Annotated in this window: 20 protein-coding genes; 5 read left to right on the top strand and 15 right to left on the bottom strand. The window is 66.3% G+C overall.

Annotation, left to right across the window (positions count from 1 at the left end):
• Positions 1-7: 7 nt before the first annotated feature.
• The 4 genes from HNP98_RS10095 to HNP98_RS10080 form a co-directional block, all read right to left on the bottom strand.
• The gene (locus HNP98_RS10095) at positions 8-808 is read right to left on the bottom strand and encodes an inositol monophosphatase family protein (protein WP_173809952.1); all 801 of its coding nucleotides are present in this window, start codon (positions 806-808) and stop codon (positions 8-10) included.
• Between the two features lie 89 nt (positions 809-897).
• On the bottom strand, positions 898-2,628 hold the full coding sequence (gene lnt / locus HNP98_RS10090; protein WP_246275074.1) for an apolipoprotein N-acyltransferase: 1,731 nt from the start codon (positions 2,626-2,628) through the stop codon (positions 898-900).
• Complete coding sequence (gene rsmI / locus HNP98_RS10085; RefSeq protein ID WP_173809950.1) at positions 2,615-3,409, bottom strand: 16S rRNA (cytidine(1402)-2'-O)-methyltransferase; 795 nt, start codon at positions 3,407-3,409, stop codon at positions 2,615-2,617. Before rsmI ends, lnt begins: the two co-directional genes overlap by 14 nt.
• A gap of 137 nt (positions 3,410-3,546) precedes the next feature.
• The gene (locus tag HNP98_RS10080) at positions 3,547-3,825 is read right to left on the bottom strand and encodes a 4a-hydroxytetrahydrobiopterin dehydratase (RefSeq protein WP_380266377.1); all 279 of its coding nucleotides are present in this window, start codon (positions 3,823-3,825) and stop codon (positions 3,547-3,549) included.
• A 65-nt stretch (positions 3,826-3,890) separates the two neighbouring features.
• On the opposite strand from HNP98_RS10080, the gene HNP98_RS10075 reads away from it, so the two are divergent.
• Together HNP98_RS10075 and HNP98_RS10070 are read left to right on the top strand one after the other, a co-directional pair.
• Positions 3,891-4,409, top strand: a complete 519-nt coding sequence (locus HNP98_RS10075; protein WP_173809948.1) for a hypothetical protein — start codon at positions 3,891-3,893, stop codon at positions 4,407-4,409.
• A gap of 44 nt (positions 4,410-4,453) precedes the next feature.
• Complete coding sequence (locus HNP98_RS10070) at positions 4,454-4,660, top strand: hypothetical protein (protein WP_173809947.1); 207 nt, start codon at positions 4,454-4,456, stop codon at positions 4,658-4,660.
• Between the two features lie 95 nt (positions 4,661-4,755).
• Here HNP98_RS10070 and crtD read toward each other — a convergent pair whose 3' ends face one another.
• The 3 genes from crtD to HNP98_RS10055 all read right to left on the bottom strand — a co-directional run bounded on the left by crtD (position 4,756) and on the right by HNP98_RS10055 (position 8,223).
• Positions 4,756-6,243, bottom strand: coding sequence for a 1-hydroxycarotenoid 3,4-desaturase CrtD (gene crtD, locus HNP98_RS10065; protein ID WP_246275073.1), 1,488 nt, complete (start codon positions 6,241-6,243; stop codon positions 4,756-4,758).
• A 150-nt stretch (positions 6,244-6,393) separates the two neighbouring features.
• On the bottom strand, positions 6,394-6,867 hold the full coding sequence (gene tnpA / locus HNP98_RS10060; RefSeq protein ID WP_173809945.1) for an IS200/IS605 family transposase: 474 nt from the start codon (positions 6,865-6,867) through the stop codon (positions 6,394-6,396).
• A gap of 156 nt (positions 6,868-7,023) precedes the next feature.
• A complete protein-coding gene (locus tag HNP98_RS10055; protein ID WP_173809944.1) occupies positions 7,024-8,223 on the bottom strand; it encodes a class I SAM-dependent rRNA methyltransferase in 1,200 nt (399 codons plus the stop codon).
• An 83-nt stretch (positions 8,224-8,306) separates the two neighbouring features.
• Here HNP98_RS10055 and HNP98_RS10050 point away from each other — a divergent pair, with 83 nt between their 5' ends.
• Positions 8,307-8,783, top strand: coding sequence for a GNAT family N-acetyltransferase (locus tag HNP98_RS10050; protein WP_173809943.1), 477 nt, complete (start codon positions 8,307-8,309; stop codon positions 8,781-8,783).
• A 1-nt stretch (position 8,784) separates the two neighbouring features.
• Here HNP98_RS10050 and HNP98_RS10045 read toward each other — a convergent pair whose 3' ends face one another.
• From HNP98_RS10045 to HNP98_RS10015, 7 genes are all read right to left on the bottom strand, one after another.
• Entirely contained in the window at positions 8,785-9,225 is a 441-nt protein-coding gene (locus tag HNP98_RS10045) for an SRPBCC family protein (protein ID WP_173809942.1), read from the bottom strand.
• A 112-nt stretch (positions 9,226-9,337) separates the two neighbouring features.
• Positions 9,338-10,462 carry a putative sensor domain DACNV-containing protein gene (locus HNP98_RS10040; RefSeq protein WP_173809941.1) on the bottom strand — a complete coding sequence of 375 codons (1,125 nt, stop codon included), beginning with the start codon at positions 10,460-10,462 and terminating at the stop codon, positions 9,338-9,340.
• Between the two features lie 75 nt (positions 10,463-10,537).
• Complete coding sequence (locus HNP98_RS22450) at positions 10,538-14,551, bottom strand: SNF2-related protein (protein WP_173809940.1); 4,014 nt, start codon at positions 14,549-14,551, stop codon at positions 10,538-10,540.
• Between the two features lie 119 nt (positions 14,552-14,670).
• Positions 14,671-15,900 (bottom strand): ABC transporter permease, encoded by a 1,230-nt coding sequence (locus tag HNP98_RS10030; RefSeq protein ID WP_173809939.1) that lies wholly within the window; start codon positions 15,898-15,900, stop codon positions 14,671-14,673.
• Between the two features lie 9 nt (positions 15,901-15,909).
• The gene (locus HNP98_RS10025) at positions 15,910-16,341 is read right to left on the bottom strand and encodes a hypothetical protein (RefSeq protein ID WP_173809938.1); all 432 of its coding nucleotides are present in this window, start codon (positions 16,339-16,341) and stop codon (positions 15,910-15,912) included.
• Positions 16,342-16,420: 79 nt separating this feature from the next.
• Positions 16,421-17,230, bottom strand: coding sequence for a class I SAM-dependent methyltransferase (locus HNP98_RS10020; protein ID WP_173809937.1), 810 nt, complete (start codon positions 17,228-17,230; stop codon positions 16,421-16,423).
• Positions 17,231-17,331: 101 nt separating this feature from the next.
• A complete protein-coding gene (locus HNP98_RS10015; protein ID WP_173809936.1) occupies positions 17,332-17,757 on the bottom strand; it encodes a ribosome-binding factor A in 426 nt (141 codons plus the stop codon).
• Positions 17,758-17,933: 176 nt separating this feature from the next.
• Here HNP98_RS10015 and HNP98_RS10010 point away from each other — a divergent pair, with 176 nt between their 5' ends.
• Positions 17,934-19,367, top strand: a complete 1,434-nt coding sequence (locus HNP98_RS10010; protein ID WP_173809935.1) for a hypothetical protein — start codon at positions 17,934-17,936, stop codon at positions 19,365-19,367.
• A 104-nt stretch (positions 19,368-19,471) separates the two neighbouring features.
• On the opposite strand, the gene HNP98_RS10005 is transcribed toward HNP98_RS10010, so the two are convergent.
• A complete protein-coding gene (locus HNP98_RS10005; protein ID WP_173809934.1) occupies positions 19,472-20,440 on the bottom strand; it encodes a YpdA family putative bacillithiol disulfide reductase in 969 nt (322 codons plus the stop codon).
• Positions 20,441-20,569: 129 nt separating this feature from the next.
• Between HNP98_RS10005 and HNP98_RS10000 the strand changes: the two genes are divergently transcribed.
• On the top strand, positions 20,570-21,484 hold the full coding sequence (locus HNP98_RS10000) for a class I SAM-dependent methyltransferase (protein ID WP_173809933.1): 915 nt from the start codon (positions 20,570-20,572) through the stop codon (positions 21,482-21,484).
• The last annotated feature ends 16 nt before the right edge of the window (positions 21,485-21,500 follow it).

Below are 21,500 nucleotides of genomic sequence, written 5' to 3'. Positions count from 1 at the left end.
CCCCAATCTACCCCCAAAACTCCCGAATCACTTCCTGCATCTCCTCGTGCAGCAGGCCGTTGCTGGCCACCACTTCGCGGCCGAACAGCGGGTCGCCGTCCTCCAGGAACTGGGTGACGCGGCCGCCGGCTTCGGTGACCAGCAGCAGGCCCGCGGCCACGTCGTAGGAGTTGATGTTGAACTCGAAGTAGCCGTCGAAGCGGCCGGCGGCCACGTAGGCCAGGTCGGCGGCGGCCGAGCCCAGGCGGCGCAGGCCGTGGGTGCGCTGCATGAAGCTGCCCAGCACCTTCAGGTAGGCGTCGAGCTGGGCAAATTTGGAGTAAGGGAAGCCGGTGGCGATGAGCGAGTTGGCCAGCTTGGGGGCCCCGGTTACGCGGATGGGCTGCTCGTTACAGCAGGCCCCGTGGCCCTTGGCGGCGCGGAAGCTCTCGTCGCGGTTGGCCTCGTGCACCACGCCCGCCACCAGGTCGGGGCCGTGCAGCAGGGCCACGCTCACCGAAAATACCGGCAGCCCGTGGATGAAGTTGGTGGTGCCGTCGAGCGGGTCGATAATCCAGGTGAACTCCTGGCGCTCCGCGGCGGGCCCGGCGGTGCCTTCCTCGGTGATGAAGCCGGCGGCGGGCAGGATTTCGCGCAGGCCGGCCACCAGGCGGCGCTCCGCTTCCTGGTCCACATAGCTCACCATGTCGTGCAGGCCTTTGTTTTCAATCTTGCTGGGGTCGAAGGTTTTGGCTTCGTGCAGAATAAACTGGGCAGTCTTGCGGCACAGGGCCGCTACTTGGTGCGAGAGGGCGAGGTAATCGGTCATTCTTGCTAGTTAGAAAGTTGAGGCGTCGAAAGTGGTTCTAAAACGCCATGCTGAGCCCGTCGAAGCAGCTCCCCCGCGCAAGTAATTGATTACTGCTGCGGGAGAGATGCTTCGACAGGCTCAGCATGACGGGCTACTTGGTTTGCTACCCGGGGCCCCGCGAAGGCGCGGGCAATTACCCAGCCGAGTAGCAGCAGGGCCAGGGCCTGGCAGCCGCGGCCGATGTACTCGCCCACGCGGGTATAAAAGGTCAGCTTGTCGTTCAGGTGCACCGTGGCGCGGCTGGCGGTGGGCACCCAGGTGGGGGCCAGCTGCGTAAGGGTGCCCTTTTGGTTGACGAAGCCGGTGAAGCCCGTATTGGCGGCGCGGGCCAGGTCGCGGCGGGTTTCGATGGCGCGCAGGGCCCCCAGGCGCAGCAGCTGCCGGTAGCCGGGCGAGTCGTGCCACCAGGCGTCGTTCGTGACCAAGCTCAGCAGGTTGGCCCCGCCGCGCACGTATTGGGCCGTGAAGTCGCCGTAGATGGACTCGTAGCACACGAGGGGCCGCACCACCAGCGCGGGGGCCCCGGGCACGCGGAACAGCGTGGTTTCGGGCACCGTGCCGTAGCTGCCCACGTAGCCGCCCAGGTCGATGTGGCTGATGAGGGACGTGAGAAAGGTGGGGATTTTTTCGACGCCCGGCACCAGCCGCTCCTTGTGGTAGAACTGCACCGGCGCGGCCGGGCCGGCGAAGTACGCGGCCGTGTTGCACACGTCGTAGTAGCCCAGCTCGTCGCGGAAGAGGGCCGTTTCGGTGGCGGCTTCCTTGCTGGGGTAGGTCACGATGCTGGTCATGCCCGTGACGAGGGCCACGCCCGGGTGCTGCCCCAGCCAGGCCCGGATGCGCTGGATGCGGGGGTAATTGTTGATAACCCGTTCCTGGTAATGGTCGGCCAGGCTGGTTTCGGGCCAGAGCACGAGCCGGGTTTGGGGCGTGAGTTGCCGGGTGCTGAGTGCCAGCAGCCGCGTCAGCTGCTCGTCGTAGGAAACGAAGTCAGGAGTCCCAGCAAACTTCTCGGTGTAGGGGTTCACGTTGGGCTGCACCACCACCACCTCGGCCCCGGGGCCCTGCTCCTGGTAGGTAGCACCAATGGCGAAGGAGAGGATAAGCGGCAGTATTATCGCCAAAAAAGGCGCTATGAATCTCGTCCCAAAGGGCCGCATACCTACCAAATCAGCCGGCCCGGCCACCACTGCCGTGGCCGTTTCGTTGGCAAGTACCAACGTCTTTTTGTCAACCAACGCAAAGAAAACCAGCAAATTCACCGCCCACACCCACACCGAGCCGCCCAGGAAGCCGGTGTATTCGTACCACTGAACCCACTGCGGCACGGCGGCAAAGCCGTTGCCCAGCGTGAGCCAGGGCCAGGTGAGGTCCCAGCGCAGGTGCAGCTGCTCGAAGGCAATCCAGTAGATGGGCAGCGCGAGGTAGCCGATGCGGGGCCCCAGGCGCTTCTTGGTTTGGCGGAAGGCCATGAGCGGCAGGCACATGAGCAGCGCGTTCAGGACCACGGCAGCGATGCCGGCGGCCAGGTCGGCGTAGCTCACCCACCACACGGTGAAGGCGTTCCAGAGCACCAGCAATAAGTAGGTGCCGGCAAACACGCGGCCCTTGCGGGCCCCCTGCTGCGTGAAGCGGTGCTCCAGGAGCAGGTAGGGCACCCAGCCCACGAACAGGCCCAGGGGCCAGAGCTTACCGCTGGTGGACCAGCCGGTCCAGAGCAGGGCGGCCCCCAGCAGGGCCAGCGCGGCGGGGTGCCGCCAAGGGCTAATCTTCGCCAAACTCGTCGTCGGCATCGCGGTGGTTGGTTGGCGCATCGTCTTCGTCTTCAGCTTCTTCGTGGTCGTAGCGACCGGCGCGGCCTTCGCGGGCGGGCGGGGCGGGGTTGCCGGCCACCACCAGCACAATTTCGCCCTTGATGGCGGCCCGGGCCCCGAACTCGGTGGCCAGGCTGGCCAGCGTGCCGGTCACGGTTTCTTCAAATAGCTTGGTCAGCTCCCGGCTCACGGAGGCCGGGCGCTGGGGCCCGAACACCTCGGCCAGCTGGCCGAGAGTTTTCACCAGCCGGTGCGGCGACTCATAAAAAATCATCGTCCGGGGCTCGGGGGCCAGCTCGCGCAGGCGGGTCTGGCGGCCTTTTTTGACGGGCAAAAACCCTTCAAACGTGAACCGCTCGGCCCCGAAGCCCGATTTGAGCAGGGCCGGCACCAGGGCCGTGGGGCCCGGCAGGCACTCCACGGCCAAGCCCCGCGCCAGGCACTCGCGCACCAGCAGGAAGCCGGGGTCGGAGATGCCGGGCGTGCCGGCGTCGCTCACCAGGGCCATTTTTTCGCCTTTCTCCAGCCGTTCCAGCAGGCGGGGTACTTGCTGGTGCTCGTTGTGGAGGTGGTAGCTGAGCAGCGGTTTTTTCAGGCCCAGGTGCTGGAGCAGGCGGCCGCTCACGCGGGTGTCTTCGGCCAGCACCAGGTCGGCCTCGCCCAGCACCCGGATGGCCCGCAGGGTGATGTCCTCCAGGTTGCCGATGGGCGTGGGCACGAGGGTGAGGGCGGGGGGAGCGGGCATGGGGCAAAGGTAGCCGGGGCAGGGGTCAGTTAGCCGTGAATAGCTGGTGGAGATTACCTGTTGAATGCCGCGCTAATGGTTTTTGGCCAATTCCTACACGGCTTCAATAGCAATTGCTACTCCCTGCCAACTGCTCACTAAAAATACCGGGCGGCCACGGCGTCGATGGCGGCGGCCAGCCGGTGGTCGCGGGCCGTCACGGTGTTGCCCCGGTCGTGGGTGCGCAGGCGGAATTCGACCGCGCCGTACTCGTTGCTGAACCAGGGGTGGTGGTCGAGCCGCTCGGCTTCGGCGGCTACTTCGGTGAGGAAGGCAAAGGCGGTTTTGAAATCGGCGAAGCGGAAGCCGCGCCGCAGGCTGTTGTCGGTTTCGGTCCACATGGGGCAGGGGGAAAGGCCGGGGCGGTAGCGGTGCACAACCTAAAGGGCCAAACCAAAGTACACCTTTCCTTAGCCTTTCAATCACTTCACCCGCCGCTCCGATGCCCGTCGATCCCAATAACCGCCCCATCCGCGTCATCAACGACGACACCACCGACGAAGAGATGCGCGCTGGCCACTACATCCCCAACGCCGACCCGCCCAAGAACGACGACGCCCGCGGCGGCTTCGGCAACCGCGAGGGCAAGCAGGGCTACGGCTCCGACACGGCCGGCGGCGAAACCGCCCTGGGCGTGAACGAAAACGCCGACGCCATGAGCCCGCCCGCCGACAACATGCGCTCGGACGACGAGGGCCGCGACGCCCGCGCCAACCAGGATTTGCCGGCCCTCGAAACCTACGACGACGACCCCGACTTGGTGGCCGTGCACAACCCCGGCGGCCCCGTGGACGAGCTGGACGCCGACGACCGCCGCAAGGGCCCCGACGAGATGGAAAACCCCGCCTCGCGCGTGGGCATGGGCGAAATGGAGCCCAAGCCCATCAAGCCCATCACCGGCACCGATACCAACGCCGAGTTGACCGACTTCAACGCCTCCGATACGGCCATTGACCAGTAGGGCCTTGGCCCATCAATTCTTTCCCCACCTAACTTACTTCTGCCATGCCTACCCACCACAACAACCAGAAGGACAGCGAGAACTCCGACCAGCGCAACCTAGAAGGCCACCCCAAAGCCGACGCCCTACCGGTGGACGATTTTAGCGAAGCCAAGGAAGAGCAGCTGGAACAAGATGCGTTGGATGCTGGCATCACCCACCCCAACCGGGGCCACGACAAGGCCAGCATCGACAAGCCAGCCTACGATTAACGTTGCTGCTCAAAAGCAGAAAGGGGGTCCCCGCTACGTAGCGGAGGGCCCCTTTTTTTAGGTCAGGATGTAGGGACGCATCCTCTCAAAAAGCTTTACCCAATCAGCTCCGCCACAATTTTGGCCGACAACAGGCACAGCGGGATGCCGCCGCCGGGGTGCACCGAGCCGCCGCAGAAGTACAGGCCGTCGAGCCGGCCCGAGAAGTTGGGGTGGCGCAGGAAGGCCGCCAGCGGGTTGTTGCTGGAGCTGCCGTAGAGGGCCCCACCGGACGACGACGTATCGGCGGCGATGCCGGGCGGCGTCCAGATTTTTTCGGCTCGGATGAGCGGCTCGATGGGCGTACCTAGGGCCCCGGACAACCGGGCCAGCACGAGGCGGCGCGTTTTCTGGGTGAGGGCGTCCCAGTCCTGGCCTTCGTCGTGGGGCACGTTCACCATCACGAACCAGTTTTCGTGGCCGGCCGGGGCGTCGGCGGGCGTTTTCTTGGATGTGACGTTGACGTACACCGTCACGTCGTCGGCCACGGTTTTACCCTCGAAAATGGCCTTGAACTCCTGCTGGTAGTCACTGGAGAAGAAGATGTTGTGCAAATCCAGCTCGGGGAATTCGCGGGCGATGCCCCAGTAGAAGATTAGGGCCGACGAGGAGCGGGGCTGGGCCAGGGTGCGCTCGGGGGCGGGCTGGGTGGGCAGCAGGCGGCGGTAGGTGGGCACCACGTCCATGTTGCTCACCACCCGGCCGAAATCGTACACGTCTTGGGCCGTGCGCAAGCCCGTGACGTGCTTATCGGCCACCAAAATTTCCTCCACCGGCTCGTTGAACCGGAATTTCACCCCGAATTCCGTGGCCAGCCGGTGCAGGCTTTCGGCAATGGCGTAGATACCGCCTACGGGGTAAAACGCGCCGATGCCGTGCTCCAGGTGCGGAATCATGCTCAGCGTGGCGGGGGCTTGGTACGGGTCGGAGCCGTTGTAAGTGGCGTAGCGGTCGAAGAGCTGCACCAGGCGCGGGTCGGCGAAGGCCTTGGCGTGGCGCTGGTGCATGGTGCCGAGCAGGCCCAGCGCCGGCAGGGCCCCCACGGCCTTCAGGGTTTCGGGGCTGAAGTAGGTGCCCGCCTTGTGCAGCGACTTGTGCAAAAACGTGCCCGCCGTGGCGTCGTAGGCCCGGCCGCTGCGCGCCAGAAACTGCGTGACGGTGGCCGCCGGGGCCCCCAGCTTTTCCTCCACTTCGGCAGCAAATTTATCGGCCTCGGCCCAGGCCGCGAGGCGCGTGCCGTCGGCGAAGAAGTAGTTGGTAATCGGGTCCAGCCGTTTGTAGCGGAAGTAGTCGGCCGGCGGGCGGCGGGCGAGCCGAAAAACATCATCCACTAGCTGCGGCAGGGTGAAGAGCGAGGGCCCCGCGTCGAAGCGGTAGCCGCCGGGCAACTCAAACTGGTGCATTTTGCCGCCAAACGAGGGCCCCGCCTCGAACACCGTGACGGCGTGGCCCGCCACAGCCAGCCGCGCGGCCGCGGCCAGCCCCGCCACCCCCGCCCCGATGACGGCCACGGGCGGCTTGATGCGAATTTTAGGCTTACTCAAACCCATAGCTTACCAAGAACTTACTGATAATAGATGCGCTAAAGTCAACAGCAACAGCTGCGGCCGAAACAGCCCCAGCGGGGCGGCCCATCGGTAGAAAATCCGGTTCCTATCCAGCCAAAGCCCCAGCGGGGCGACCCAACCGGCTGGCTAATCCAACCTTTCTTCCAACTCCTGGAACAGGTATTTGTCTTCAAACGGCACCGTAAATTTTTTTAGGAACGATCGGTATTCGTCCAAAAAACCACGTTTAGCGTGGTGCTCCTTCTGCCGCTCGATATACGTGATTACAGTAGGCAACTGAGAAGCGGAGTAGGAAAAAGCGCCGAATCCCTCTTGCCAGGCAAACTTTCCGGGCAGCCAGTTTTGCTCGTTGATGAATTTTGCCGACGATGCTTTCACGTCCCGCATCAAGTCCGATAGCGCCATGTCGGGGCGCAGGCCGATAAGCAAGTGGAGGTGGTCGGGCATCCCATTAATGGCCAGCAATTTTTGGCCGTGCGCAGTGACGATTCCCGTCGTATAGCGGTAGAGCCGGGCCGCATGGGCCGCCGGAATGCAGCTGGCCCGATATTTTACCGCAAACACCACGTGCAGGTGAATTTGGGTGTAGGTGTTGGCCATGTCGCAAGCGGCTTGGGTCGCCCCGCTGGGGCTTTGGCTGGATAGGAACCGGATTTTCTACCGATGGGCCGCCCCGCTGGGGCTGGCAAAACTGCTATTTTGGGGCCCCAGCTTAGTTGCAATCATATGAATAGCACACCAAAGCAAACCGGGGCCCTACTCAACGGCCAGCACCAGCCCTTTCAGGTACGCGCCTTCGGGGTGGAATAGGCTGACGGGGTGGTCGGCGGGCTGGGTGAGGCGGTGCAGGATGCGGGCAGGGCGGCCGGCTTCGATGGCGGCGGCCAGCACGGCCCCTTCAAACAACTCGGGGCTAACCACCTGCGAGCAGCTGAACGTGAAGAGCAGCCCGCCCGGCGCCAGGTGCGCGATGCCCGCGGCGTTGAGGCGCTTGTAGCCCATGAGGGCGGCGTGCCGGGCCCCCATGTGCTTGGCGAAGGCCGGCGGGTCGAGCACGAGCAGGTCGTATTCGGCGGGGTGGTTTTTGAGGAAGCCGAGCACGTCGTCGGCGTAGGCGGCGTGGCGGTCGGCGTGGGGGGCCAGGGCGGCGTTGCGCTCGGTGAGGGCAATGGCCTTCTTGCTGGAGTCGACGGAGTGCACCACCTCGGCCCCGGCAGCCAGCGCGTACACCGAGAAGCCGCCCGTGTAGCAGAACGTGTTGAGTACGCGGCGGCCGGTGGCGTAGCGGGCCAGCAGGGCCCGGTTGTCGCGCTGGTCGATGAAGAAGCCGGTTTTCTGGCCCGTCTCCCAGTCGATGGCAAACTGGTGGCCGTTCTCGGTCACGAGGTGCTCGGTGCCGGTGCTTTCGCCGAACAGGTAGCCGTTTTTCGCCTCCGGCACGGCGTTGCCGGGCACGGTTTCGGCGCTTTTGTCGAAGATGGCGCGCAGCTTGTCGCCAAACACGGTTTGCAGGGCCCCCGCGATGTCGGGGCGGGCGCGGTACATGCCCACGCTGTGGGCCTGCACCACGGCCACGTCGCCGTACACGTCGATGATGAGGCCGGGCAGGCCGTCGCCTTCGGCGTGCACCAGCCGAAACACATTGGTGCCGGCCGCGCCGGTGAGGGCCAGGCGCTGGCGCAGCTGGTAGGCATTGCCCAGCTTACGCACCCAAAAATCGGGCGTGGGCAGCGCGGCTTCGGGCCCAAAATCGAGCATGCGCACGGCAATGGAGCCGCCGCCCGAGAAGTGGCCCACGCCCAGCAGCTCGCCGTCGGCGGCTTCTACGCGCACGGCGTCGCCCTCGCCCGCCTCACCCCGGAAGCGGCCGATGGCCCCCGAAAATACCCACGGGTGGCGGCGGCGCAAACTGTGGTCTTTTCCGTTTTTGAGGACAATAGTGGCAGGAGTTAGCATAGGCCCGTAAAGTTACGGCCTGGCCTGTGCCAACTTCGCGGCGGCGCTTTCCGCCCCTGGTTTCACCGTTTTTGCCCTTCGCCATGCCCGCCAGCGTTGCCCTCATCGACTTCGAGCCCGCCCACCAGCCCGCGTTCCGGGCCCTGAACCACGCCTGGATTTCGCGCTACTTCACCCTGGAAGCGCCCGACCACCAGGTGCTCGACGACCCGCAGCGCTACGTGCTGGACCCGGGCGGCCACATCCTGATGGCCGCGTACGAGGGCGAAATCGTGGGCACCTGCGCGCTCATCAAGGAGCACGAGGGCGTGTACGAGCTGGCGAAAATGGCCGTGGCGCCCGCCGCCCAGGGCCTGGGCATCGGCTGGGCCCTGGGGCAGGGCATGCTGCAAAAAGCCCGGCAACTGGGCGCGCACCGCGTCGAGCTGGTGTCCAATTCGACGCTGGTGCCGGCCCTGGCGCTCTACGAAAAGCTTGGTTTCCAGCACGCCCCGCTGCTGCCCTCGCCCTACCAGCGCGGCGACGTGCGGATGGTGCTGGACCTGCCGGCCGCCGGCTGAGCTACCGGAACCAGCGCCGGTAGATGGGCTTGCGCCAGGCAAACTGCGCCCACATGGCCGGGTAAATCAGCACATCCAGGGCCCTGAAAGCGGTGCGGTACTCCAGGTTATCCACGATGACGCTGCCGCCCCGGGGGCCCGGCTCGATGAGGTGGCGGTGCTGCCAGTAGCGCAGCGGCGGGGGCAGCCGCTGGCCCTCGTCCACGAAGTAGTGGGTGCCGTCGGGCAGCACGCCGTCGTCGGTGATGAGGGAGGTCCAGGGCAGCTTTTTGATGCCCGTGTTCAACTCAATTTCCACCACGTCGCCGGTGCGGCTGCCGTCGTAGCGCACCAGCCGCAGCTTCGGGAAGGGCGGGGCCAGCGCCAAAAATAACTCGCGGGTGAAGCCCGCCATTACCTGGGCGGGGCCCTGGCCCACGGCAGTACGAAGAATAACGCGCATACCCCGGCTTACGCCGGGGCCCCGGTTTAGTTGGCGGCACGGCAGCGGCTACGTGCCCAGGCGGCGGTTGGAAGCGGCGCTGGGGCATTGGCCCCCGCCGCAGCGCGGCTTTTCAGAGCAGCAGTACGTCGATGCGGTGGGCGTGGACCAGGTTCAAGCCTTCCGACCAGGTGAAGACGGTGAAATTGCCGTCCTGCGAGGCCACCAGGGCCAGGGCGTCGCGCTGGTCGTGCACGAACTGGGCAGCGGCCAGGTGGCGGGTGCCGCCGTTTTGGGCGGGGTGGGTGCGCACGGCGGTGCTGCCCAGCACGGGCTCGGTCACGATGAGCTGCTCGACGGGCGTGCTGTGCGCCGCCCGCGTCACCTTGGCCCCGAAGGCCAGCAGCTCGTAGTGCTGGGTGATGACGGTGGCCCCGTCCACGGCCGTGAAGCCGCCCACGATTTCGATGGCCCGCAGCACCGCTTCGGGGCCTTCGGGCGCGGGCAGGCCCAGCGCGTCCGCCACCCCGAGGTAGGCCGGGCCCACGGCGTAGCTCATCGGCTGCACGATGGAGGCCGGCCAGCGGTCGGAGCCGGGCGGCACCACCAGCACCAGCCCGCCGCGCCCGTGGGCCCGCATGGCGGCGGCCAGCTCCACGAGCACGTCCACGGCCAGGCCCGCGCCGGCCGGGGCGGGAATGCCGGGCAGCGAGGCGCGCAGCGCCGGGTAGTCGGCCAGCCCGGCGTTTTCCTCGTCCACGATGCGCACCTGGTCGCCCCGCAGCACGGCCACGTTCACGAACTTGCCGATGCCGTCGGCCCGGCGGTGCTTGGCCACGAGCAAGCCGGGCTCCACTACTTCCAGCACGAAGCACACCGGCGGAATGCGCGTGGCGGCCCCCCACAGGTACAGGCCGTCGGCGTCGTGCCACACGCCCAGGTGCACGCCGGGGTGCTCCACGGCCGGGGCCAGCTTAATGAGGGCCTGCGGCGTGAGGCGCGGCCGGTGCCCGAACACCAGGGGCCCCGCGGCCTCGGTGGGCGGCAGCAGCGCCAGTGAGATGCGCGGCGGCCGCCCCTCCTCGCGGCGCAGGCTGGCCCAGAACGCCACGTCAATCACGGCTTCCATGAGGGCGGCCGGCGGCACCGGGGCCAGCGCGGCCCCCAACCGCCGGGCCAGGGCCAGGTGCTGGGCAAAATGGGTTTCGAGGGCGGGGGCCACCATGCGGGCGGCCAGGTATGTGGGTTCGGAAAGCATACGGGCAGTGGGCCCGGCGGGCCCCCAAGAGGCATAGCAACCGCCGGTGGGGCCCAGGGTTCACCGAGGAATACGCTACCCCAGCAGCTCCTCGATATCGGCCCGGGTCAGGGTCTTGATAACGGCCTCGTCGGTGGCAATCAACTCGCTGACCAGGTTGAGCTTGCGCTGTTGCAGGGCCAGGATTTTCTCCTCCACCGTGTGCTGGGTGATGAACTTGTACACGAACACCGGCCGCTGCTGGCCGATGCGGTGGGCGCGGTCCACGGCCTGCGCTTCCACGGCCGGGTTCCACCACGGGTCGAGCAGGAACACGTAGTCGGCGGCGGTGAGGTTGAGGCCCACGCCGCCGGCCTTGAGGCTGATGAGGAAGATTTGCAGCGCGTCGGTTTCCTGGAAGCGGGCCACCTCGCCGGCCCGGTCGCGGGTGTTGCCGTCGAGGTAGGCGTAGGGCAGCTGGCGCTCGTCCAGGGCGGCGCGCACCAGGGCCAGGTGCTGCACAAACTGGCTAAACACCAATACCTTGTGGCCTTCGGCCACTACGTTGCGCACCATGCGCAGTACCTCGCGCAGCTTGCCCGACTCGTGGGCGTAGGTGGCGTCGGCCAGGTGGGGGTGGTTGGCCATCTGGCGCAGGCGCGTGAGGCCCTGGAGCAGCAGAAACTGCGTGCTGGCCGCCCCGTGCTCGTCGAGGTTTTTCAGAATTTTATTGCGGTAGAAACTCTTCGCTTCCTCGTAGGCCTGGGCCTGCTCGGGCGTCATCTCGCAGTAGCTGAGCTGCTCGGTTTTGGCCGGCAATTCCTTGGCTACTTGTTCTTTGTGGCGGCGCAGGATGAACGGCTTGATGAGGGCGTGCAGGCGGCGGGTGCGGCCCTCGTCGCGGTTTTGCTCGATGGGCTTGAGGAATTCCTTGCGGAAAAACGCCTGCGTGCCCAGCAGCCCGGGGTTGATGAACGACATCTGCGACCACAAATCCATCGTGCTGTTCTCGACCGGTGTGCCCGTGAGGATGAGGCGGTGCCGGGAGCGCAGCTGCCGCACGGCCTGCGAAGTGGTGCTCGACGGGTTTTTAATGGCCTGCGACTCGTCCAGAATCACGTAGTCGAAGCGGTAGCTGGCCAGCAATTCGGCATCGAGCCGCACGATGCCGTAGCTGGTCAGCACCACGTCGTAGTCGGCGAACTGGCCCACGTCCTTGGTGCGGTAGGTGCCCGTGTACACCAGCAGCCGCAGCCCGGGCGTAAACTTCTTGGCCTCGTTCAACCAATTGTACACCAGCGAGGTAGGCAGGGCCAGCAGCGACGCTGCGCCCTGCGCCGCCCCGCTTTCGGCCCGCTGCTGGAGCATGGCCAGCGCCTGGATGGTGTTGTGCGTGAGAATAAAGTTATCCGTCACGTACAAGTGGTCGGGGGCATCCACGGCGATGCACTGCGCGGGCATCGTGCCCACCCGCTCAATGGCCTTGATGCCGCGGTAGGGCCGGTATTTAGTTTTGGGCCGGTACAGCGCCGCTTTGCGGGCCAGCCGGAACGGCTGCACCTGCGGCGGCAGGCTCAGCGTGAGCGTGTAGGCGAGCTGCCCGGTGCGCCGCTCGCCCCGGTGCGTGGGCGTGGGCGTTTTGCTCGACTGCCGCGCGGTGCCGCCCAGCGACTGCGTTAGGAAGGTGACCCCCGCCACCAGCGCGGGCGAAATGGACGTGAACTGGCACACGTCGCCAGTGGCCGACACGTAGCCGTCGGAGTCCATCAGCCCTTGCAGCACGGCCAAGCGCGTGGCCGCGTCGTTGCACAGATATACCTCGGGAACAAACTTGTCTTTCGAGCCCTTGCCCTTCAATCCCAGCGCTTTAATGTTCCGCATCAGCCCGTTGGCCACGCCCGCGGCGCTTCCAACGAATGTGTAGTCGCAGGTTTCGCCCTGCCGGCGCATGGCGAGGCTGGGCGGCAGCTCCTGGGCCACGTAGTTCACAATTTCCGCGTCGCCCGTTGAGAGCCGGATGCTGTGCTGGCGAAAATAACCATCGCCGAGCAGCAGGCCCAGGAAGTAGGCGTCCACGGGCACGGGCTGCGCGGCCAGTGCCACAGGCTGCACCAGCGGGATGAACCATTTTGTGTTGCCGTGCCGGTCGTGCAGGTCGCCCATCAGCTCGTGCAGCGGCTTCGCCGCGTAGGCCTGGCCGCGGTACTTCTGCACGGCGCTTTGCACCGCCCACAAGTGGTCGGCGCAGCATTCGGCGGTAGAATCATCGGTGAACGTGACCCGAAAAATTTCTTTTGCACCCTGCGGAAATATCCCCGTGACGGTAGAGGCCCGGCCCTGGGAATTAACGACGGCATCGCCTATGCGCAGGGCTCCCATTTGCTGCCAGCCGTTGGGCGTCAGTACGTTGGCGTGCAGCGGCTGGGCCTTGCCGAGCCCCATGTCGTCGGCCAGGCAGCCGCCGAAGTGGTAGTCCTGCACGAAGCGCAGCCAGTTGTAGCCGGCCTTCTGGTAGGGGCGCAGCTCGCCGCGGAAGCCGGCGGGCAGCGGGTGGTCTTCCACGGTGGCAAAGTCGCGCAGCTTCTCCAGCTTGCGGCCCATGGTCACGGTGGCCAGCTCGTTGCTTTGCAGGTCGGCCACCAGCGCGAGGTGGTGGCGGCGCAGGGCCAGGGTGTCGTCTTTTTCCTCGGCGAAGGCGAACAGCTCCAGGTAGTCGGTGAACCACGCTTCGGGGATGATGGCCACCTGGCCGTTGGGCAGCCGGAATTCGCGGCGGCGCTGCAAAATGTGCCCCCGCAGCCGGATGAACGGCACCGCCGTGTCGCCGAAGTACACCGTGCCGCGCACGTCGAACCAGTCGCCGGCTTCCTGGATGCCCAGCTCGACGCGCACCGGCCCCAGGAAATAGGGCTGGCTGGCCCCGGCGGCGGGCTCCACGGCGAAGCCCTCGGCGGCCAGCGCCTCGGCGTGGTCGTGCAGCCACTGGAAGGCCGCCACCCGGTCGAGGGCGGTGCGGCCCTCGGGCAGGGCCAGGCCCCGGGCGGCCAGCGCGGCCACGGCGGCCCGCTCGTCGTCGGTGCTGCGCAGCAGGCGGTGGAAGGTGTAGCTGTCGGCGTCCTGCTCCAGGCGCACGCTCACGCGCTTGCCGGGGTCGAAGGGCACCAGGGCCTCGCCGTAGCGGAAGCCCAGGTCGAAGTACAGGCGGTCGGGGCTGGGCGCGGCGGCGGGCTTGGGCTGCGGCACGCGGCCCCGGCGCGGGGGGCCCACCGGCCGCTCGGGGCCCTCGGCGGCGGCCGGCGCGGGCGGCACGTCGCTGAACGTGAGCCGGGGCCGCGCCCGGTAGCGGTCCGTGACGACGGCGAAGCCCACGCCGCGGGCGTGCACATCGAACGCCTCCATGAGCGGGGCCACGAACTTCTGGAAGTAGCTGGCCTCCACCTGCCGGGGCACCACGATGAATTTCTTGTTGAGAAACGGTTGCAGCTTGCGGCCGTCCACCTCGTTGCGGAACGAGTACAGCACGCCGTCGAGCAGCAGCCAGGCCGGCTGCTGGCACACCAGCAGGGCCCCTTTGTACTGGAAGTCCAGCTTTTGGTTCTGGTACTGGATGGTGGGGAAGTAGTGGGTGCCGTCGTCGTTGCGCCGGAAGTGGAACAGCACCGAGGCCGGCACCGGGGCCAGCGCAATCTCGCGCCAGGTGGGCTCGCCGTCGCGCCCCATGATGAACACGCGCTTGCCGTGCAGGCGGGCCAGCACGGCGGCCATGCGCGTTTGCACGTAGCGGCCAATGGCGTCCTGCAAGGGCTTGTCGCCCTTGTCGGGGCTGTACGTTTTCAGGAAAAAGTCGGCCGCCGCAATCTTCCGGGGCCAGAACTCCTTGATGACCGCCTCCTGCTGGAGCTGGTCGCAGAGGTCAATCAACTCGAAGTCAACGGCATCGAGGCCCCCGGCAAATTCGGGCGCGTTGCGGGCCGAGGCCGTTTGGTGCAGCAGCGTGAGCTGGCCCTTGGGCCCGCGCTGCACCAGGTAGGCCGCGAACAGGTGGCCCAGGAACTCGTGCTCGAAGAGCGAGTAAACGATTTGAAAGGGTTCGGTAGAAGATACTTTCATGGGCGGCCACGCGAAGCCGCAAGTTAGGGCCCCACGCGGATTTCCGCCGCACATTCCGGGCATTTTATCACCCAAAAATGTTATTTTTATATTAATGCGGAGCTTCGGAACGGCCCTGCCTAAAGGTTGTCGCGCAGCACGAGGCGGCTGGCGTTCAGGGCCGGCCGAATGCTCACAGCCAGGGTGATGAGCACGATGGCCGCGCAGGTGAGCAGGATGTCGGAGAGCTTCATCTTCACGGGGTAGGCGTCGACGATGCTCGTGGCCATGCCCATGCTCACGAGCCCGAAGCGCTGCTGGGCCCAGCAGATGCCCACGCCCAGCACCAGGCCCACCACCGCGCCCACCAGCGCCACGATGGCCCCCACGCCCAGAAAAGTTTTGCGCACGGCTTCCTCGGTGGCCCCCATTGCCATGAGCACGGCGATGTCTTTTTTCTTGTCGATGACCAGCATCGAGAGCGAGAAGAAGATGTTGAGCGAGGCGATGAGCAGGATGAAGGCGAAGGTGATGAACACGAACAGCTTCTCGATTTTGATGGCCTTGAGCAGGCTCACGTGCTGCTCGTCGGAGTCGAGCACCGTGAAGCGGGGGCCCAGTTCGGTGCGCAGGGCCTGCTTCACCCGTTCCACCGGGAAGCTGTCGCCCACCTTCACGTAGAGGCCCGTGCGGCGGTTGCCGTAGCCCAGCAGGCGTTGGGCAAAGCGCAAGGGCACAAACACGTAGCTGTCGTCCATGTGCTGTTCGATGAGGAACACGCCCCCGGCCTGCAAGGTCTCTTCGTTGAAGGCCTTGCTGGGGTCCATGCTCAGGGTTTTGCCGCCGGTGTTGCGCGGGTACAGCATGTGCAGGGGCGAGAGGCCGTTTTTGAGCGTGATGCTCAGCTCGTGCTGCACGCCGGCCCCAATCAGGGCAAAATTGATGCTGTCGTAGGACAGGCGGTGGTCGCCCTCGCGGATGCTGGCGTCGATGCCGCTCTGGCCGAAGTAGTTCTCCGTCAGGCCGCGCATCTTCACCACCATCCGGCGGTCGTGGTATTGCAGCAGGGCGTTGTCCTCAATCACTTCCGTGAGCAGGGCCACGCCGGGCACGGCCTGGATGCGCTGCAAAAACGGGGGCGTGACGGCAAACGACTTGCCCCGCGTGGCCGTGATGACCAGGTTGGGGTCGGACTTGCCGTAGAGGGTGCGCACCAGGTCTTCGAGCCCGTTGAAGACCGAAAGCACGATGATGAGCGACATGGTGCCCACCGCCACCCCAATCATCGAAATGTTGGAGATGATGGAGATGATGTTGCGCTTTTTCTTCGAGAGGAAGTAGCGCCGGGCAATGAGGAAGGGGACGTTCACGGGGCGGGGTTAGCCGGCTTTGCGCAGGAAGCCGTCCATGAAGTCTTCCAGGCGCTTGAGGCGCTCGTCGTGCTGCTTGATGGTCACGTCCAGCAGCGTGCGCACCTCCTGCTTCAGGCCGCGCACGTCGGCTTTGATATCCCGGATTTCATCCAGAAAAATGATGTTGAACTGGTCCTGGCGCTCGTTGAACTTCTCCTGACGCTCGTTGAACTTCTCCTGGCGCTCGTTGAACTTCTCCTGGCGCTCGTTGAACTTCTCCTGGCGCTCGTTGAATCCTTCCTGCTTGCGCTGGAAGTTTTGTTGCAGCGCGAACATAGACTCCTGCTGCGTCAACATCCGCGACAGCAGGTCGTTGGTTACTTCTTGCTGCTTCTCCTGCCGGTCCATGCGGGTAGTCAGTACCTGAATCAACTGCTGAAATTCGTTTGGATCGGCCATAAGGGGGGTGCGGGAGGAAGCGAAAAACGGTTCAACAAGGTACGAATTTGCCAGAACACGGCCGGGCAGCACCGGGCCCCTACTTCCAGGCCTTCACAATGAGCCCGGTGCCCGAGTCGTGGGGGGTGCGGGCGTCGAGCCAGTTCAGCACCAGGCAGAACGGAAATACCACGGCGTAATAGAAGGGCAGCAGCACGAAAAACAGCCGCGACTGGCCCAGCATCAAAATGGGGTACTTCATGCTCAGCCGCCACGACACCTGGCCGGGCTCGCCGTAGCTGTAGCGGGCCTCGATGCGCTCGAAGCCGGCGGTGCGCAGCTTCTGCTGGATTTCGTGGATGTTGTAGCCGTCGCGCACGTGCTCCTCGATGAAGCTGGTTTCGGCGTCGTCGTGCACGTCGGAGCCGCCCTGGTCGCTGGGCGTGGAGATGAGCAGCATTCCGCCGTCCTTCAGCGAGGCGTGGACGTTGCGGAATACTTCCACGTCTTCCACGATGTGCTCCATCACGTCCACCGCCAGGGCCAGGTCGAAGCTGTTGGGCTCCTGGTACAGCACCAGGTCCTGCACGGCAAACTGCACGTTGGGCCGCCCAATCTGGTGAAAAAAGCGGTTCGAGTCGGCCACCTGCTCTTCCTTCACGTCCACGGCCAGGATGTGCCATTTGGCGCTCAGGCCGCTCAGCCAGTAGCTGTACTGGCCGTAGCCGGCCCCCGCGTCGAGGATGCCCAGGGGTTCCGGGGTGCGGCCCCGGGCCCACTGGCGCAGCTCACGGTGCACGTGCCAGGTGCGGAGCAGCAACAAATCGAGCAAGTGGTAAAACAACCGGCGCAGCCCCGGGGTGCGGTTGAACACCTCGCCGAGCGTCTTCTTAATCGGGTCGTAGTACAAGGACGGGGAATGGGTGGTTCAATGGGTGAATGATTGAATGGGTGAATGAATGGGTGAATAGGTGAATGAGCGTGGGGTGCGGAATTCATTCACCCATTCATTCATTCACCCTTGAAAAGCCGGGGCCGGGCGGGCGCGTCGTCCGCGTCGGGGCCCTCGGTGGCCGGCGGGGCGGGCGGGATGTGCAGCTGGCCGAGGATGCCGTCCATGTGGGCGGCGTAGGCGGCGCTGTCGTCGTGGAAAAATACCAGCTCGGGCACCACGCGGGCCGTTTTGCGGATGCGCTTGGCCAGGGCCTGGCGGATTTCCTTGCCGCTGTCGCGCACCAGGGCCAGGCGGGCGTCGGCGTCGTTGCCCAGCAGCAGGCTCAGGTACACGCGGGCCTGGCCCAGATCGGGCGTCACCTTCACCAGGCTGATGCTCGGGGCCAGGGCACCGCCGAACAGGTGCGGCAGGTCGCGCTGCAACACGGCGGCCAGCTCCTGCTGAAGCAGGCTGGCCATTTTTTGCTGTCGTTTGCTTTCCATATAGTCCGCAAAGGTACGCCGGGCGGGAATGGGAGAAACGCGCCGCTGAAACAAGGTGCAAAAGCAGCCCCGGGCGGCGGCACCGGGCCCGGGCTTGCGCCGGCGGCCGGCGGCCGGCGGGGTGCGAATACCTTTGTCCGCCACCGTGTCCGGCTCCTTTTACCCGCTTTCCTTCCGTGCTGCACTTTTTTAGAAGCTCGCTGCCCGCCCAACTGCTGCTGCTGCTGCTGCTGCTGCTGGCCCTGCGCCTGCCGCTGCTGGCGCTGCTGGGCCTGCCCGTGACGGCGGGCGAGCTGGGGGCCCTGCTGGTGGGCGAGCGGGTGCACGGCGGGGCGCTGCCCTACCGCGACCTGTACGACGGCACCGCCCCGCTGGCCGTGTACTTCTTTGCGGGGCTGGACGCGGTGGGCGCGCGGCCCGTGTTTCTGTACCGGGCGCTGGCCCTGGGGCTGGTGCTGGCCCAGGCCCTGCGGCTGAACTTCGTGCTGGCCCGGGCCGACGTGTTTCCCGACCGGGGCTACCTGGTGGCGCTGGGCTACCTGCTGTTCAGCAGCGTGAGCACCGACCTCGACGCGCTGTCGCCGCTGCTGCTGGGGCACACGTTTATCGTGTTCGGCAGCAGCGCGTTGCTGCCCACCTCGCGCGAGGGCTACGACAACCGCCGCCTGTTCCGGGCCGGGTTTCTGATTGGGCTGGCGGGGCTGTGCTACCTGCCGCTGGTGCTGTTCGCGGGGGTAGGGCTGCTGGCGGTTATCATCTTCGCGGCCAACGCGTTCCGTAGCTTTTTGCTGCTGCTGTGCGGGCTGCTGTTTCCCTACGCCGTGGCGGCCACCTGCTTCCTCTACCTGGGGGCCCTGCCGGGCTTCGTGCAGTTCCACCTGGCTCCGGGCTGGCAGGGCTTCGGGGCCGGGGCCGCCGACGGCCTGCCCCTGGCCGTGCAGCTGCGGCTGCTGGCCCTGCCGGCGGCGGTGCTGCTACTGGCCGTGGTGCGCGGGCTGGGCACGCCGCTGGGCCCCGTGTTCCAGGCCAAGTTCCGGCAGCTGATGGTGGGCTGGCTGCTGGTGGCGCTGGCCGTGCTGGCGGCGGGCCGGGGCACGGCCCCGGGCGCGCTGGTGCTGCTGCTGCCGCCGCTGGCGTACTTCGGGCTGTTTCTTTGGCAGGCCAGCCGGCCCGCCTGGGCCCCGGAGGTGCTGTTTCTGGTGCTGGTGGGGGCCGTGGTGGCCCTGCGCTACCGCCCGCTGGTGCCCGGCCTGGCGGCCGCCCTGCGCCTGCCCGCCGAAAGCACCTTCGCCCCCCGCCCCGATCCCGCCCTGGCCGGCCTGCGCGGCCAGCGCCTGCTCGTGCTGGGGCCCGACCGCCGCGCCTACCTCACCAACTATTCGGCCACGCCGTACCTCGACTGGCCCCTGGCCCTGGCCGACTTCGACTACCTCGACCAGTACGCCGCCGTGGTGCGCATCGGCCGGCAGGTGGGGGCCGATGCGCCGGCCTACGTGCTCGACCAGAGCCACTTGCTGCCGCAGCTGCAACACCTGCTGCCCGGCGTGTTCGGGCTGTACCGGCCGGCGGGGCCCGCCGGGCTGTACCGGCGCGGGGCCCCCGGCAAGTAGCCGTCCCTCTGCGGCGCGGCTCGTTGGAACCGCCCGGCGGCAGGCGGAGCCGGCAATCAAACGAACAACTGCTCCAAGAGGCAGCCCTGCGGAAAGTAGCTTGGCTACGCCGGCACGCCCGCCGCGAGGTAGGCGGCGATGAGCTGGGCGTGGTGGCGGCCGTTTTCGATGAACCAGCGGCTGGTGGCGCGGCCGCCGCACACGGTACCGGCCACGAACACGCCGGGATTCGTCGTTTCGTGGGTGGCGGGGTCGAAGAGGGGCGCGCGGGCCTCGTCGGCGGGGTCGGGCTCGATGCCGAGTCGGCCGAGCAGGGCCTCGTCGGGGTGGTAGCCGGTGAGGGCGTACACGAAATCGGTGGGCACTTCCCGGGGGCCCTCGGGCGTCAGAATTTCCACCGCGTCGGGCCGGATGGCGGCGATGGTGGTGTTGAAGTGGGCGGTGATTTTACCTTCCTTGATGCGGTTCACCAGGTCGGGCCGAATCCAGTATTTCACGGCGTCGCTCACCTCGGGGCCCCGCACGAGGAGCGTGACCTGGGCCCCGGCGCGGGTGAGCTGCAAGGCCGCTTTGGCCGACGAGTTTTTGGCCCCGATGACCACCACGCGCCGCGCCACGTGCTGGTAGGGCTCGCGGTAGTAGTGGCTCACGTGGGGCAGGTCTTCGCCCGGCACGCCCAGCGGGTTGGGCAGGTCGTAGAAGCCGGTGGCCACCACCACGTTGCGGGTTGGGATTTGCCCTTTATCAGTCGTCACCACAAAGTTGCCTTGCTCGCCGGTCAGGCTCAGCACCCGCTCGTGCAGGCGCAGGGCCAGGTTTTCGGCGCGGGCCACGCGCTGGTAGTAGTCCAGGGCGTCTTCGCGCAGGGGCTTGTAGTGGAAGGTGGGAAAAGGGTAGCCGCCGATTTCGAGCAGCTCGGGCGTGGAGAAAAACTCCATGTTGTAGGGGTAGCCCACGATGGAGTTCACCAGGGCCCCTTTTTCCACTACGGCCACTTGCAGGCCGCGGCGCTGGGCTTCAAGGGCGCAGGCCAGGCCCACGGGGCCGGCCCCAATCACGAGGACGTCAAGCATATGCGGGGGGCCAACGCGCGGTTGGCAGTTCATTAAGCGAAGTAGCGCGAACTTTGCGGCTCGCGTCCTCCGCGTGGTTGTATCGAGTGAATGTACAGCGACCCGGCCCACAAAGTTCGCGCAATTGCCATGCGTACCTGCGACTTGTGCGGCAGCCCCGATTTTAAGAAGCTGCCGTTTTACTACGAATTCGAGGGCCAGCGGCTGCAAGGCACCCGGTGCCGCCGCTGCGATTTGATGTTCCTCGACCCCCAGCCCACCCCGGCCCAGCTGGAGCGGCTCTACGGCAAGGCGTACTTCACCGAACGCCCCAACTACGACCGCACCCAGCCGGACGTGCAGTTCATCGAAGAAGGCCAGAAGAACGAAGCATTGAATCAACTCCGGCCCGACAAGTTCACCGACTACATCCTGGCCCGCTACCCGGGCCGGCCGTTCCGCTACCTCGAAGTAGGTTGCGGCCCCGGCTACACCCTCAAAAGCCTGCAAGCCCTGGGCTGGACCACCCACGGCCTCGAAATATCCGCGCACGCGGCCGAGTTTGCCCGCCGCGAGCTACACCTGCCCGTGGTGACCGGCAACATCGAAACCACCGAGGATTTCCACGCCGACCAGTTCGACCTGGCTTACATGGGCGACGTGCTGGAGCACCTGCTCTCGCCGAGTGCCACGCTGGCCAAGTTCCACCGCATCCTGGGGCCCGGCGGGCTGCTGGTGCTGGCCCTTCCCTCGGTGCTGAACCTGCCCACCGTGCGCCTGGGCTTCGCCGCCTACGGGGCCCTGGGCAAGGAGCGCAAGATGGACCTGCCGCCCTACCACCTTTTCGAGTTCACGCCCGACACCATCACCAAAATGCTGAAAAAAGAGGGATTTGAGGTGGTAGAATTGCTGAACCCGGTGAAACCCCCGAAGCACATCCGCCTGGGCGGCAGCGTGGTAGAGAAGGTGAGCAAGCTGGCCGGCCAGTACCCCACCTACTACCTGAACAAGCTGACGGGAAGGTTCGGGGACCGAATGTTCGTGGTGGCCAAGAACGTGAAGTAGGTATAGATTCCTACGG

The sequence above is a fragment of the Hymenobacter caeli genome (assembly GCF_013294115.1).
Classification (GTDB): Bacteria; Bacteroidota; Bacteroidia; order Cytophagales; family Hymenobacteraceae; genus Hymenobacter; species Hymenobacter caeli.
The sequence above is the reverse complement of the archived record's forward strand: the minus strand, read 5'-3'. Positions and strand labels throughout refer to the sequence as shown.

What these genes read in the sequence shown, in the direction of transcription:
- HNP98_RS10095 (WP_173809952.1), bottom strand. Translation starts at nt 808, where the DNA reads ATGACCGATTACCTCGCCCTCTCGCACCAAGTAGCGGCCCTGTGCCGC.
- rsmI (WP_173809950.1), bottom strand. Translation starts at nt 3,409, where the DNA reads ATGCCCGCTCCCCCCGCCCTCACCCTCGTGCCCACGCCCATCGGCAAC.
- HNP98_RS10075 (WP_173809948.1), top strand. Translation starts at nt 3,891, where the DNA reads ATGCCCGTCGATCCCAATAACCGCCCCATCCGCGTCATCAACGACGAC.
- HNP98_RS10070 (WP_173809947.1), top strand. Translation starts at nt 4,454, where the DNA reads ATGCCTACCCACCACAACAACCAGAAGGACAGCGAGAACTCCGACCAG.
- tnpA (WP_173809945.1), bottom strand. Translation starts at nt 6,867, where the DNA reads ATGGCCAACACCTACACCCAAATTCACCTGCACGTGGTGTTTGCGGTA.
- HNP98_RS10055 (WP_173809944.1), bottom strand. Translation starts at nt 8,223, where the DNA reads ATGCTAACTCCTGCCACTATTGTCCTCAAAAACGGAAAAGACCACAGT.
- HNP98_RS10050 (WP_173809943.1), top strand. Translation starts at nt 8,307, where the DNA reads ATGCCCGCCAGCGTTGCCCTCATCGACTTCGAGCCCGCCCACCAGCCC.
- HNP98_RS10045 (WP_173809942.1), bottom strand. Translation starts at nt 9,225, where the DNA reads ATGCGCGTTATTCTTCGTACTGCCGTGGGCCAGGGCCCCGCCCAGGTA.
- HNP98_RS10040 (WP_173809941.1), bottom strand. Translation starts at nt 10,462, where the DNA reads ATGCTTTCCGAACCCACATACCTGGCCGCCCGCATGGTGGCCCCCGCC.
- HNP98_RS22450 (WP_173809940.1), bottom strand. Translation starts at nt 14,551, where the DNA reads ATGAAAGTATCTTCTACCGAACCCTTTCAAATCGTTTACTCGCTCTTC.
- HNP98_RS10025 (WP_173809938.1), bottom strand. Translation starts at nt 16,341, where the DNA reads ATGGCCGATCCAAACGAATTTCAGCAGTTGATTCAGGTACTGACTACC.
- HNP98_RS10015 (WP_173809936.1), bottom strand. Translation starts at nt 17,757, where the DNA reads ATGGAAAGCAAACGACAGCAAAAAATGGCCAGCCTGCTTCAGCAGGAG.
- HNP98_RS10005 (WP_173809934.1), bottom strand. Translation starts at nt 20,440, where the DNA reads ATGCTTGACGTCCTCGTGATTGGGGCCGGCCCCGTGGGCCTGGCCTGC.
- HNP98_RS10000 (WP_173809933.1), top strand. Translation starts at nt 20,570, where the DNA reads ATGCGTACCTGCGACTTGTGCGGCAGCCCCGATTTTAAGAAGCTGCCG.